This is a genomic window from Pseudomonas sp. zbq_18 (assembly GCF_043102245.1).
GTDB lineage: Bacteria > Pseudomonadota > Gammaproteobacteria > Pseudomonadales > Pseudomonadaceae > Aquipseudomonas.
On sequence record NZ_JBICIT010000017.1, the window covers coordinates 169,244 to 181,502 of the forward strand.

The following is a 12,259-nucleotide window of genomic DNA, read 5'->3' on the forward strand; positions in this document are numbered from 1 at the left end:
AGTAGAGAAGAGGAAGCGGCGATGAAAGCGCCCCGTGTCACCCTGGAACAATGGCGCACCCTGCAGGCGGTGGTCGACCACGGCGGCTTCGCCCAGGCCGCCGAGGCCATGCACCGCTCGCAGTCGTCGGTGAGCTACACCGTGGCGCGCATGCAGGAGCAGCTCGGCGCGCCGCTGCTGCGCATCGACGGACGCAAGGCGGTACTGACCGAAGCCGGCGAAGTGCTGCTGCGCCGCTCGCGGCAACTGGTCAAGCAGGCCACCCAGCTGGAAGAGTTGGCTCACCACATGGAGCAGGGCTGGGAGGCGGAAGTACGCCTGGTGGTGGATGCCGCCTATCCCACCGCCAACATCGTGCGCGCGCTGACCGCCTTCATGCCGCAAAGCCGGGGTTGCCGCGTGCGCCTGCGCGAGGAGGTACTGTCCGGGGTCGAGGAAGTGCTGCATGAAGGTTCGGCCGACCTGGCCATCAGCGCGCTGAACATCACCGGTTACCTGCCGATTGAACTGAGCGAGGTGGAGTTCATCGCCGTGGCGCATCCGGAACATGCCCTGCACCGCATGCAGCGCGAGATCACCTTTCAGGACCTGGAAAGCCAGATGCAGGTGGTGATCCGCGACAGCGGTCGCGTGCAGCCGCGCGACTCCGGCTGGCTCGGCGCCGAGCAGCGCTGGACGGTCGGCAGCCTGCCTACCGCCCGCACCTTCGTCTGCAGCGGCCTGGGCTTCGCCTGGCTGCCGCGCCACCTGATCACCCGCGAACTGGAGGAAGGTCTGCTCAAGCCCCTGCCGATGGAGCAAGGCGGCACCCGCCAGCCACGCTTCTGCCTCTACAGTAACAAGGACAAGGTACTCGGCCCGGCCACGCAGATCCTCGTCGAGCTGATCAAGAGCTTCGATGCCGCGCCGCTGGCCACACCTTTCGCCGCCCCACTGTCCACGGATTGAGGAACACCCCATGTCCTATTTCGAGCACGCCGGCTGTCAGCTGCACTACGAAGACCGCGGCCAGGGTGAACCCGTACTGCTGGTACACGGCCTGGGTTCGAGCATTCAGGACTGGGAGTATCAGATCCCGCATCTGCAACGGCACTACCGGGTCGTGGCCATCGACCTGCGTGGCCACGGCCGCTCCGGCAAACCGCGCGAGCGCTACAGCATCAGCCAGTTCGCCGCCGACGTAGCGGCGCTGATCGAACACCTGGGCCTGCAGCAGGTGCACCTGGTCGGCATCTCCATGGGCGGCATGGTCGGCTTCCAGCTGGGCGTTGACCAGCCGCAGCTGCTGCGCAGCCTGACCATCGTCAACAGCGGCCCCGAGGTGAAAGCCAAAAGTGCCGCCGACTGGTGGATGCTGGCCAAGCGCTGGACCCTGTCGCGCGTCCTCAGCCTCAACAGCATCGCCAAGGGCCTGGCCCGTCTGCTGTTCCCCCACCCCGAGCAGGCCGAGCTGCGCGCCAAGGTCGAACAGCGCTGGCCGCAGAACGACAAGCGCGCCTACCTGGCCAGCCTCGACGCCATCATCGGCTGGGGCGTGCGCGAACGCCTGCACAGCATCACCTGTCCTACGCTGGTCATCAGCGGCGATCGTGACTACACCCCGGTCAGCCTCAAGGAGGCCTATGTGGCCGAGATGCGCAACGCTCGCCTGCTGGTGATCGAGCGTTCACGTCACGCCACGCCGATGGACCAGCCACAACGCTTCAACGCTGCCCTGGACGAATTCCTCGCCCAGGTCAGGCAGACCCAACCGCAACCCGAAAACAAGGACCCACAACCATGCTGAAACAACTGCTTCTCGCTGCCTGCGGCCTACTGCTGAGCACCAGCCTGCTGGCTGCGGAAAACCCGCGCGTCGTGCTGACCACCAGCTACGGCGACATCGAACTGGAACTGAACGCCGAGAAGGCACCGATCAGCGTGCAGAACTTCCTCGGCTACGTCGACGCCGGCTTCTACAACGGCACCCAGTTCCACCGGGTCATCCCCAACTTCATGATCCAGGGCGGCGGCTTCGATGCCAACATGCGCGAGAAGGACACCTTCAAGCCGATCAAGAACGAAGCCGACAACGGCCTGCGCAACGACCGCGGCACCATCGCCATGGCCCGCACCCAGGTAGTGGACTCGGCCACCAGCCAGTTCTTCATCAACCACAAGAACAACGACTTCCTCAACCACGGCGGTCGCGACTTCGGCTACGCCGTCTTCGGCAAGGTAGTGCGCGGCATGGACGTGGTCGACCGTATCGCCAAGGTGCGTACCGGCAACCGCGGCATGCACCAGAACGTGCCGACCGAGCCGGTGCTGATCCTCAGCGCGAAGAAACTCTAAGCACGCTCGCCCTGGGACTGCAGCAGTTCCAGGGCGGCTGCGCCATCCCCAGCAGCATGAGCCAGGCGCAGCCGTTCCATGCACCGTGCCAGCTCCTCGGCGGACAGACCGTAGTTTTCCGGCAACGCCGCATGACAGCCCGCCAGCGCCTGCGACAGGCGCACACCCCGCCCCGGCGGCTGGCGTCCTTCCCGATACCGCCAGCCGACCATGTCGTTCGACGCCACGCGAACCAGGCCGAAGCCGTCCACCTCGTCCCAGCGCACAAAGTGTGCGCGGAACAGCGAACTGAAGGTGAAGCCTTCATTCTCCAGGCGCAGGTAGTTGGCGCCTGGCAGCAGCGCCAGCGCGGCAATCAGGCTGCCCAGGCCGAAGACCGCCAGGCAGAACCAGCCCATCGCGCGCCCGTCGCGCAGCATCAGCACGGCGATCACGCACAACCCCAGGCACAACAGCAGGATGCCCAGCCACTTCCAGGGCCTGGGCCGTAACGTGCGACTCATATCAGACGGCCCCCAGCCTGGCGCTGCTGCCACTCGACCAGCGCGCCACACCCTGGCTGTCGGCCGGGCAGTGCGCCCCGGCCGCTGTGGTCAGACCGGCCGAAGCGCTTGCGGCAGCGGCTGAACAGCTGAGCAGGCGATTGCGGTGGCAGATAATCAGCGTTCATCTCAGCTCTCGACGCAACGGTAAGGTAGAAGACGACGCGCCTCCTCCATGTAAGCCTGCACGCCCGCACGCTCCTGATCGAGGAAGTCAGCCACCGCCGCGCGCAAGCCTGGATGCCGCAGGTAATGCCAGGAGCGCGTCAGTACCGGCTCGAAACCACGTATCAGTTTGTGCTCGCCCTGGGCGCCGGCATCGAAACGCTGCAGGCCCTCGGCGATGGCGTAGTCGATGCCCTGATAGAAGCAGGTTTCAAAATGCAGACGGTCGAAATCCCCCAGGCAGCCCCAGTAGCGACCATAGAAGGTATCTTCATCCACCAGGCTGAATGCCATCGCCACCGGGCGCCCCTGGCAGTGAGCGGTAACCACGCGGATCGCCTCGGGCATGCGTTCGGCCAACAGGCTGAAAAACACCCGCGTCAGATAGGGCGCGCGTCCGCGCACGTGATAGGTATTGGCATAGCAGGCATAGACGAAGTCCCAGTCCGTCTCGGCCAGCTCGGCGCCGCCTCGCCAGGCGAATTCGATACCCTGCCCGGCGACCTGTTCGCGCTCCTTGCGCAGCTGCTTGCGTTTACGCGAGGTGAGCCCGTCGAGAAAATCCTGGAAATCCCGGTAGCCGCGGTTGAACCAGTGGAACTGGCAACCATCGCGAGCCAGCCAGCCATCACGTTGCGCCAACAGGCTGTCATCAGCAGCCTCGGTGAAATTGATATGCAGGCCTGACAGTCCCTGCGCCTCAAGCTCGGCCTCCACCTCGGCCAGCAACAGATCGGCGGCCACGGCGTTACCCAGCAGACGCGGGCCGGCCACCGGGCTGAAGGGCACGGCGCCGAGCAGCTTGGGGTAATAGGCGATGCCGGCACGGTGGCAGGCATCGGCCCAGGCCATGTCGAACACATACTCGCCGTAGGAGTGCAGCTTCACATAGCTCGGCAAGGCCGCCAGCGCCCTGCCCTGCTCGTCGCACATCAGGCGATGCGCCGCCTGCCAGCCCGAACCGGCGCCCAGACTGCCGCTGTCCTCCAGGCTGCTGAGAAAGGCATGGCGCAGGAACGGCTGCTGCCTGGATAGCAGCGCATCCCAGGCGGCAGGCGCGATTTCGTGCAATGAGGGCAGCTGAAGCAAGGGCATCGACGGTGCTCCAAGCAAAAAACCAGGCCGCACTATATCGCGGAACAAAAAAGCCCCGCACGAGGCGGGGCCAGGAAGGAGCAGCTGTAGTGCTTTTAATTAGAAGACGTACTGGGCGCGTACCACGAAGCCGTCGCCATCGTCATCGCCGTTGCCGTTTTCCTGGTTGTCGACGGTGGACTTGACGTACACGCCGCTCAGCTTGACGGCATCGTTGGCGTACCAGTTGACACCCACGTTGTGCACCTTGCCTTCGACGTCGTCTTGCGGGTCGATACCCACGGTGCTGTCTTCAACGCTCAGGGAGTCGTAGCGGTAGAAGACTTCCCAGGCGCCGATGGACTTGTCAGCCGGCTTGATGCTGTCGAACTTGCCGAGCTTGTAGCCACGCGCTTCGCCGGTCAGGGTGTAGGCCACCTGGGCGTAGTAGCCATCGCCTTCCACGTCTTCGAAGGCATCGGAATCAGCCTGCAGGTCGCGCTTGATGTATTCGCCCTGGATGGAGAACGGCCCCATGGCCCAGGCCGCTTCGAAGGCCCAGGCGCTGTCGTCGTCATACGCACCGGCGGGGGCGTCAGCGCCGCCCAGCAGCAGGCGGTTGCCGTTGTCACCGGCATCGTTGCCGCCGTTGGTGGAAACACCGCGCATGCCCAGACGGCTGCGGATACGACCGTCGACTTCGGTATCGTCCAGGCCGCGCTGGGCGTAGTTCACGCCGAAGTGCAGGACATTGCCGGCTTCGTGCAGCGGGGCAAATACGCCACGCAGGTTGACCTGCTTGACGCTCTCGCCATCTTCGTCGTTGGCGTCCTTGGCGAAAACGCCGGCGGAACCGTACAGGGAATCCATGGCGCTGCCGGAGATCTGCACACCCAGACCGTTTTCGCTGCTGTTGGACCAGCTGGCCAGGTCGTAGGCGGCGTTACGCTCCTGGGCAGTCACCCACTTGGAGCTGGTGGCTTTTTCCAGACCGAATTCCGGGTCGAAACGGCCCATTTTGATCTGTACCGGAGCAAACCCGTTGTAGGCGATGGAGGCTTCGTCGAAGTAACCATCTTCTTCGCTACCGGCGTTGTGCGAGAAGTCGTAGTTGATCTGGTAAGCCCAGTCGCCGTAAGCCACGCCACCGATTTCCAGGAAAGCGCGACGGAAGTAGGCGGCATCAGCGGCATCACCGTCCTTGGTGTAGAAGCCATCGAAGGTGCTGTAGTCGGCCTGCAGACGGCCACCGACCTTGAAGCTGAACTGCTTGTCGGTGGTACCGACTTCCAGTCCGCCTTTGGTCTTGATCACAAGGTCGGCGCCGTCAGTCGTAACGGTACCCGCGAAAGCCTGGGCGGAAACGGCCAGGGCCAGAGCACTGGCGACGAAACCGGCAAGGTGCTTACGGATCATTGAAGGATTCCCCTATTGGTCATAAGAAAACACTGGGCGCTGGCCCTTGGTGTTGGGGGGGAATCTTGGCGGGGGGTTATTTCAGACCGGTTTCTTTAGCATGAAAGTTTAATTACAAAGGAACTTTTTACTTCTATTAGAAATAAGCAACCAACCCCTTGCCGCAGCCGGGTTGGCCGCTTTTTACCAAGTCAGCGCTTGCGCCAGAAATGCGCCAGCCAATGGTCGATGCTCAGCCAGCGCCCCGCCCCGGTGAAGAACAGGCTAACCAGCATCACCAGGTAGGTCACGGCGAACTCGATGCCATTGTTCAGCACCACGAACTTGCCGCTGGCGGTCAGCCAGTCGTAGTTGCCGTGCTCCTTGAGGATCGCCCGCGCCCGCTCGATCTTCTCCGCCGACGCCAGCACTCGCTCATTGGCAAAGGGCGCGGACGGGTCAGCGATCGCCTGCCAGCCATAGGGCCAGTGCACGGCGGCGATGGCCACCAGCATGGTGACGATCAGCGGAATGCTGATCCAGCGCACGGCCAGGCCGAACAGCAGCAGAATCGCTCCGCCCGCCTCGGTCAACGCCGCCAGCCAGGCCAGCAGCGTGGGGAACGGCAGCCCCAGCCCCCAGTCCGGATTACCGAACCAGGCGATGGTCGATGGCATGTCGGCCAGCTTGTGCGTACCCGCCATCCAGAAGATCGGCACCAGGTACAGACGCAGCAGCAACGGGCCGATAAAGTCCACGCGGCGCGTGGCATCCAGGCAGTCCTGCAAGCGGTTGAATAGGGTCAGCATGGAGATCTCCAGAGTCGCTTCGTCCCTGATGACGAGGCTTCACGTTGCCGGGGGAAACCAGATGTCCTGGCGCTGCCATTCATCCAGCAGCATCCGGGCATTGGCGAAGTAGTGATTGTCGGCGGGCAGGCCATTGCTCTCGGCCAGATCGAGTAGCGCTGCGTGACTCGGCTCACCCGCCTGCAGACGCAGCGCCAGGTGATAGGCAAAAGCCGACAGCAACTGGAAACGCACCCGGTCATCCCGGTCACGCCAGGCCAGCAGGCAGGTTGGCTCAGGCGGCGGCACGAGGGGGCGGTAGTCGTGCCCCAAACGCTGCACCGGCCAGGCATAGGCCAGCGGCCAGGCCAATGGCGACCAGCCGCAGGCGGGCAACTCGTCGGTCGATACGTCCAACGCCAGTTCGACCCGCTCGTAGTGCGCCAACTCCGCCAGGAAGGCCGGATCATCCGTCTCGGCGACGAAGCCCTGCTCCAGCCAGGCGACGAACTCCTCGCCGATCTGCAGAAAGTAGGGTGTACGGCAGCGGTAGCTAACCAGGAAAGCACGCACCAGACGCTGCCAGCGCTCATCGCTGAGCAGGCTGCGCAGCACTGGAAAGCCGCTGGCCAGAAAGCCCTCCAGATTATTGAAGAACAACTGCTCGTAGACCCGCATGCGCTCGTTGCTGATGCCCGGCAGCAGCGCCACGCTTTCGGGGCTGCGAATGCGCGCGGCAAAACAGGCCTGGTCCGACTGGCTCATCGTCCGGCCTCCTGTTGCAGCGCTCTGATGCGCGCAACCTCGGCGTACAGCTCGGTCACAGGGGGAAAGTTGAAGTCGCGTTCCAGCAGGGTCGGACGTACGCCATGAGTGGCATAGCAGTGCCTGAGCAAATCCCACAGCGGGTCGCACACCGGCGCGCCGTGGGTGTCGATCTTCAGCTGGGCGCTCTCGTCGAAATGCCCGGCCATGTGCAGATAGGCAATACGCTCGCTCGGCATCGCCGCCACATACGCGACGGCATCGAAGCCGAAGTTGTGGGCATTGACGAAGACGTTGTTGAGATCCAGCAACAGCTGGCAGTCGGCCTCCTCCAGCACCGCGCGAACGAACTGCACCTCGTCCAGTGCGCCGGGCAGACGGGCATAGGCCGAGACGTTCTCGATGATCAGCGGCCGCTCCAGCACCTCCTCGACGGTACGGATGCGCGCCGCGACGCGACGCACTGTCTCATCGTTGAAAGGCAGTGGCATCAGGTCATACAGCTGTCCATCATCGGCGCAGGCCGACAGGTGCTCGCTGTAGCCGCGAACATCGTGCTGGTCGAGAAAAGCCTTGATGGCCAGCAGCAGCTGCAGGTCGAGCGGCGCGGTGCCACCCAGGTTGAGTGAAAGACCATGACAAAGGAAAGGCGTGCGCTCACTCAACGCGCGCAGTTGGCGGCCGAAACGGCCGCCAACGTCGATCCAGTTTTCCGGGGCCACTTCAAGAAAGTCCAGCGGCTCGGCAGCGTCAGCCTGCAACGCTGCGAGCAAGCCGCGGCGCAGGCCAAGGCCCGCGCCCTCGACAAATTGATTGAGCATGGACGAGCTTACTCGGCCTTGTCCGCGCCACACTTGCCTTCGCCGCACTTGCCCTCTGCGGCCTTGTCGGCACCGGCTTCACCACCGCATTTGCCTTCGCCACACTTGCCTTCGGCGTTCTTACCCTGCTCCTTCATTTCTCCGCCGCACTTGCCTTCACCACAGGAACCCTCGTGGCCCTTTTCGTGAGCCGCCAGGTTGTAGCCGCTGTTCAGCTCCTGAGCCGCGAAGGGGTTGCTGTCAGCCTGGGCGGCAAGGGTGGTACCCAGCAGGGCAGCGCCCAGGGTGACGATCAGGGTATTGCGCTGTTTCATAGGATTGCTCCGTCGGTCATGGGGCCTGATTGCCCCGTTACCCACTAGACGGAGAAGGCTGTGCGACGTTACAGCAGGCGCTGAATTTTTTTCGATCAGCGCTGGCGTTGCTGCTGCGCCAGGCGCTCGGCCAGGGCATCCAGCTCGGGAATCTGCTGCTCCGGCAGTTTGCGCAACACGGCCTGGCTCAGCTTCAGCTGGCGGATGAAACGCCGGCAGTGGCTGCACAATGCCAAGTGGGCACGCACGCTGATGCGCTCGCGCAGGCGCAGCTGGCCGTCGAGATAGTCGCTGGAATGGGCCACCAGTTCCTTACAGCTCAACATTGACCGGTCTCCTCGAAATGCTCCAGAGTGGCAAATACCTTGAGTCGGGCGCGATGCAGAAGCACCCGGACATTGGAGAGCGAGATGTCGAGAAGATTACAGATCTCTTCCAGCTCCAATCCCTGGCGCTCACGCAACAGCAGCACACTGGACTGCAGCTCGGACAGGCTGGCAATGGTTTTCTCCAGGCACTCGCGCAGCTCACCTTCGGCCAGCAAGGCCTCGGGAGTGTCCTGCTCCCACTGACTGGGCGGCATCTGCCAGTGGCCATCCTCGGCGAAACGCTCGCCCCCGACGGTGCCATGGGGCGCCGGCAGGTCATCCAAAAGCGGCTCACGGCGCTGCTGCTTGAGCCGGCTCTTGGCGGTATTGGCGGTGATGGTCAGCAGCCAGGTCTTGAGGCTGGAGCGCTGCTGGAAACCTTCCAGATTACGCACCACGGCCAGCCAGGCGTCCTGCACCACTTCGTCGGCATTGCGACTGCCGACGATGGCGTAGGCCACCGCGCGCATGGCGCCCTGGTAGGTCGCCACCAGCTCGCGGAAGGCCCGCTGCTCGCCGGCCAGCAGGCGTGCGAGCAGTTCGCCGTCAGCACCTGACATACCTTGGGGTCAGGCCTTGCGGCGCAGGATCACACTGCCGATGGAATACCCGGCACCAAAGGAGCTGAGCACGCCCACAGTACCGGCCGGCAGGTCGTCCTGGTGTTTGTGGAAGGCGATCACCGAACCGGCCGAACTGGTGTTGGCGTAGGTGTCGAGGATCACCGGCGCCTCGTGTGGTTCGGCGTCGCGGCCGAGCAGCTTGCGGGCGATCAGCAGGTTCATGTTGAGGTTGGCCTGGTGCAGCCAGAAACGCTTGACGTCGGCGACATTCAGCTCATTCTCCTGCAGGTGCGCGCCGATCAACTCGGCGACCATCGGACAGACGTCCTTGAACACCTTGCGCCCTTCCTGAACAAACAGCTTGTCCTTGGCACCAATACCCTCTTCCGCGGCGCGGTTGAGGAAACCGAAGTTGTTGCGGATGTTGTTGGAGAACTGGGTCAGCAGCTTGGTGCCGACGATGCCCCACTGATGCTTCGAGGTGGCCTGGTCGGCGCGCTCGATGATCACGGCGGTGGCCGCGTCACCGAAGATGAAGTGGCTGTCGCGGTCACGGAAGTTGAGGTGGCCGGTGCAGATCTCCGGGTTGACCATCAGTACGGCACGGGCCTGGCCGGTGGCGATGGCGTTGGTCGCGGCCTGGATGCCGAAGGTGGCTGAGGAGCAGGCCACGTTCATGTCGTAGCCCCAGCCGTCGATACCCAGCGCCGCCTGCACTTCGATGGCCACGGCCGGGTAGGCACGCTGCAGGTTGGAACAGGCGACAATCACGCCGTCGATATCGGCGACAGTACGCCCGGCACGCTGCAGAGCCTGCTTGGCCGCGGCGACGGACATTTCGCAGAGGATGCCCCACTCGTCGTTGGAGCGCTCGGGGATACGCGGGGTCATGCGCCGCGGATCGAGAATGCCGTCCTTGTCGGTGACATAGCGGCTCTTGATGCCGGACGCCTTCTCGATAAAGGCGCTGCTCGACTCGCTCAGCGCCTCGACTTCGCCACGCTCGATGGCCTCGGCATTCTCGCTGTTGAACAGCTGCACGTAGGCATTGAAGGAAGCCACCAGTTCGTCGTTGGAGATGCTGTTGGCCGGGGTGTACAGACCAGTGCCACTGATTACGGCGTTGTGCACAGGACATTCCTCTTTGTATACCGCCATAGGCGGCTGACTGATCGATGGCACTCGGCGCCAGGGCCAAAGCGCGAATTCGGTTGCAGGTGCGCAAGAAACCAGGCAAGCACTGCGCAGTAGGCTGCGAAGTGTGCCACAGCCGGCCGGCCTGCGCTGCCGCGGCAGCATGACAACAGACTGGTGGCAGGCCCTTGCACGATCCTGTGAAGATGCACGCAAAAGAGGCGAAGACACATATTTAAAGCAGGATCATCGGCAAACGCGACGACATCATCACTCATCGTCAAAGCTCGATCAAAAGCCTGGCAAAGCGCACCTTTAACGACCCAGAATAGCCACTCCGGGCGATTTTTTGACCGATCATTCCGGAAATAACAGCGTCACCGCACCCGCTACCCAGGAACCCGCCATGCTCGGCACCCATGACCTCACGCTCTTCATCATTTCCGGCCTGCTGTTGAACATGGCACCCGGCCCCGACTCACTACTGGTCATGGCCCGCAGTGCCACTCAGGGCTGGCGCGCCGGCTCGGCGGCGGCTCTGGGCATCGGCGCCGGTACCTGCGTGCACATAGTCGCAGCCGCCCTGGGCATGTCCGCCCTGCTGGCCACCTCGGCGACGGCATTCATGGTGGTCAAGCTGGTGGGTGCTGCCTACCTGCTGTATATCGGCATCAACATGCTGCTGGCCAAGCACAAGGAAGCCACCGAGGCCGCTATCGACACGCTAGCGGCACAGTCCTACGGGCGTATCTTCGCCCAGGGTTTCCTGACCAACGTGCTCAACCCCAAGGTGGCGCTGTTCTTCCTGGCCTTCGTGCCGCAGTTCATCAGCCCGGACGCCGAACACAAGGCCCTGGCCTTCCTTCTGCTGGGCGCCATCTTCAACCTCAACGGCATGCTCTGGTGCCACCTGTTGGCGCTCTCCAGCGCCTTTGCCCAGCAGCGCCTGCAGGTAAGCCGCCGCGTGGGACTCTGGCTGGAGCGCTGCACGGGTGGATTGTTCACCCTGCTGGGCGTCAAGCTGGCTTTAGCTGATCGGGTTTGATCGTGGCGTTGGGTTTTGGTGTTGGGCTTCGCGATGCTCAGCACCAACCTACGGGATAGCCGCTTGTGAGCGGTGTCGCCTATCGGTTAGCGTCTGCGCTTCGCTCTTCTGACTGGCAACCACCATGGCCCTGCATACCTGGCTGATCTATCTCACTGCCGTCTTCGGACTGTCGCTGACGCCAGGCCCCAACGGCCTGCTTGCCCTCACCCACGGTGCGCTTTACGGCCATCGCCGCACCCTGTGGACAGTCAGCGGCGGCATGCTCGGTTTCGTCCTGCTGATGGCCCTGTCGATGTTCGGCCTGGCTGCCCTGCTCAAAGCCTCGGCCGACGCCCTGCTGATTCTCAAATGGGTCGGCGCCGCCTACCTGATCTGGCTCGGTATCCAGTTGTGGCGCTCGCCACCGCTGTACCTCACGCCACTGCAGTCGGCCGCGCCACGCCCGGGTGTACAGTTGTTCCGCCAGGGACTGCTGTCGGCGTTATCCAACCCCAAGGTGATCCTGTTCTTCGGCGCCTTCCTGCCGCAATTTCTCGACCCGGGGCGCAGCCTGTGGCTGCAGTTCGCGATCATGGCGGCGACCTTCGCCGTAGTCGAAGGCTTGGTGGAGTACCTGCTGGCACGTACTGCCCAGCGCACCCGCCCCTGGCTGGAACGTGCCGGGCGTGGTTTTAACCGCTGCTGCGGGGGGCTGTTCGGCGCCATGGGCCTGGCCTTGCCGCTAACCCGCTGAGAAGTCCAGCCGACGTACCCAGCGACAGGCCAGCAGCTTGCCATACAGACGCGCCGCCTCTCGCGGCTCGTCCAGGCGCAGCAGCCAGCACCGTCCACAAGCCTCCAGTTGCCAACCCTGCTCGACCAGCACCACCAGGCGCTGGCGCAGGGCGTGTTCATCCAGATGAGCCGTCTCAATCAGTACCTCGCGCAACATATCGACCTCCCGCAGGC

At 63.8% G+C, this 12,259-nt stretch carries 16 protein-coding genes; 5 read left to right on the plus strand and 11 right to left on the minus strand.

Annotated elements, in window-relative coordinates; all coding sequences use genetic code 11:
- The first annotated feature begins 21 nt into the window (after nucleotides 1-21).
- From ACF8C6_RS14305 to ACF8C6_RS14315, 3 genes are read left to right on the plus strand one after another with little or no spacing between them, the layout of a single operon-like run.
- Entirely contained in the window at nucleotides 22-948 is a 927-nt protein-coding gene (locus tag ACF8C6_RS14305; protein WP_392499902.1) for a LysR family transcriptional regulator, read from the plus strand.
- Nucleotides 949-958: 10 nt separating this feature from the next.
- Nucleotides 959-1,786, plus strand: a complete 828-nt coding sequence (locus tag ACF8C6_RS14310; RefSeq protein WP_392499903.1) for an alpha/beta fold hydrolase — start codon at nucleotides 959-961, stop codon at nucleotides 1,784-1,786.
- Nucleotides 1,780-2,334 (plus strand): peptidylprolyl isomerase, encoded by a 555-nt coding sequence (locus tag ACF8C6_RS14315; protein WP_392499904.1) that lies wholly within the window; start codon nucleotides 1,780-1,782, stop codon nucleotides 2,332-2,334. Before ACF8C6_RS14310 ends, ACF8C6_RS14315 begins: the two co-directional genes overlap by 7 nt.
- Here ACF8C6_RS14315 and ACF8C6_RS14320 read toward each other — a convergent pair.
- The 10 genes from ACF8C6_RS14320 to ACF8C6_RS14365 all read right to left on the minus strand — a co-directional run bounded on the left by ACF8C6_RS14320 (nucleotide 2,331) and on the right by ACF8C6_RS14365 (nucleotide 10,260).
- On the minus strand, nucleotides 2,331-2,837 hold the full coding sequence (locus ACF8C6_RS14320; protein WP_392499905.1) for an STM3941 family protein: 507 nt from the start codon (nucleotides 2,835-2,837) through the stop codon (nucleotides 2,331-2,333). The genes ACF8C6_RS14315 and ACF8C6_RS14320 overlap by 4 nt on opposite strands.
- 168 nt (nucleotides 2,838-3,005) lie before the next feature.
- Nucleotides 3,006-4,136 carry a GNAT family N-acetyltransferase gene (locus ACF8C6_RS14325; RefSeq protein ID WP_392499906.1) on the minus strand — a complete coding sequence of 377 codons (1,131 nt, stop codon included), beginning with the start codon at nucleotides 4,134-4,136 and terminating at the stop codon, nucleotides 3,006-3,008.
- A 99-nt stretch (nucleotides 4,137-4,235) separates the two neighbouring features.
- Nucleotides 4,236-5,531 carry an OprO/OprP family phosphate-selective porin gene (locus ACF8C6_RS14330; protein WP_277691297.1) on the minus strand — a complete coding sequence of 432 codons (1,296 nt, stop codon included), beginning with the start codon at nucleotides 5,529-5,531 and terminating at the stop codon, nucleotides 4,236-4,238.
- A gap of 191 nt (nucleotides 5,532-5,722) precedes the next feature.
- Nucleotides 5,723-6,319, minus strand: coding sequence for a DoxX family protein (locus ACF8C6_RS14335; protein WP_392499907.1), 597 nt, complete (start codon nucleotides 6,317-6,319; stop codon nucleotides 5,723-5,725).
- A gap of 39 nt (nucleotides 6,320-6,358) precedes the next feature.
- Nucleotides 6,359-7,063 carry a DUF2063 domain-containing protein gene (locus tag ACF8C6_RS14340; RefSeq protein WP_392499908.1) on the minus strand — a complete coding sequence of 235 codons (705 nt, stop codon included), beginning with the start codon at nucleotides 7,061-7,063 and terminating at the stop codon, nucleotides 6,359-6,361.
- On the minus strand, nucleotides 7,060-7,884 hold the full coding sequence (locus ACF8C6_RS14345) for a DUF692 domain-containing protein (RefSeq protein ID WP_392499909.1): 825 nt from the start codon (nucleotides 7,882-7,884) through the stop codon (nucleotides 7,060-7,062). The genes ACF8C6_RS14340 and ACF8C6_RS14345 overlap by 4 nt, the downstream gene beginning before the upstream one ends.
- An 8-nt stretch (nucleotides 7,885-7,892) precedes the next feature.
- Nucleotides 7,893-8,198 carry a hypothetical protein gene (locus tag ACF8C6_RS14350; RefSeq protein WP_392499910.1) on the minus strand — a complete coding sequence of 102 codons (306 nt, stop codon included), beginning with the start codon at nucleotides 8,196-8,198 and terminating at the stop codon, nucleotides 7,893-7,895.
- Nucleotides 8,199-8,293: 95 nt separating this feature from the next.
- On the minus strand, nucleotides 8,294-8,524 hold the full coding sequence (locus ACF8C6_RS14355; protein WP_392499911.1) for an anti-sigma factor family protein: 231 nt from the start codon (nucleotides 8,522-8,524) through the stop codon (nucleotides 8,294-8,296).
- Nucleotides 8,518-9,126, minus strand: a complete 609-nt coding sequence (locus ACF8C6_RS14360) for an RNA polymerase sigma factor (RefSeq protein ID WP_277691290.1) — start codon at nucleotides 9,124-9,126, stop codon at nucleotides 8,518-8,520. The genes ACF8C6_RS14355 and ACF8C6_RS14360 overlap by 7 nt, the downstream gene beginning before the upstream one ends.
- Nucleotides 9,127-9,135: 9 nt before the next feature.
- Nucleotides 9,136-10,260 carry a beta-ketoacyl-ACP synthase III gene (locus ACF8C6_RS14365; RefSeq protein ID WP_392499912.1) on the minus strand — a complete coding sequence of 375 codons (1,125 nt, stop codon included), beginning with the start codon at nucleotides 10,258-10,260 and terminating at the stop codon, nucleotides 9,136-9,138.
- 409 nt (nucleotides 10,261-10,669) lie between these two features.
- Between ACF8C6_RS14365 and ACF8C6_RS14370 the strand changes: the two genes are divergently transcribed.
- Both ACF8C6_RS14370 and ACF8C6_RS14375 read left to right on the plus strand, forming a co-directional pair.
- Nucleotides 10,670-11,308 (plus strand): LysE family translocator, encoded by a 639-nt coding sequence (locus ACF8C6_RS14370; protein WP_392499913.1) that lies wholly within the window; start codon nucleotides 10,670-10,672, stop codon nucleotides 11,306-11,308.
- A 124-nt stretch (nucleotides 11,309-11,432) separates the two neighbouring features.
- Nucleotides 11,433-12,044: a LysE family translocator gene (locus ACF8C6_RS14375; RefSeq protein ID WP_392499914.1), complete on the plus strand. Its 612-nt coding sequence runs from the start codon at nucleotides 11,433-11,435 to the stop codon at nucleotides 12,042-12,044.
- Here ACF8C6_RS14375 and ACF8C6_RS14380 read toward each other — a convergent pair.
- A complete protein-coding gene (locus ACF8C6_RS14380; protein WP_392499915.1) occupies nucleotides 12,033-12,242 on the minus strand; it encodes a hypothetical protein in 210 nt (69 codons plus the stop codon). The two genes, ACF8C6_RS14375 and ACF8C6_RS14380, sit on opposite strands and share 12 nt — an antisense overlap.
- Nucleotides 12,243-12,259: the final 17 nt, after the last annotated feature.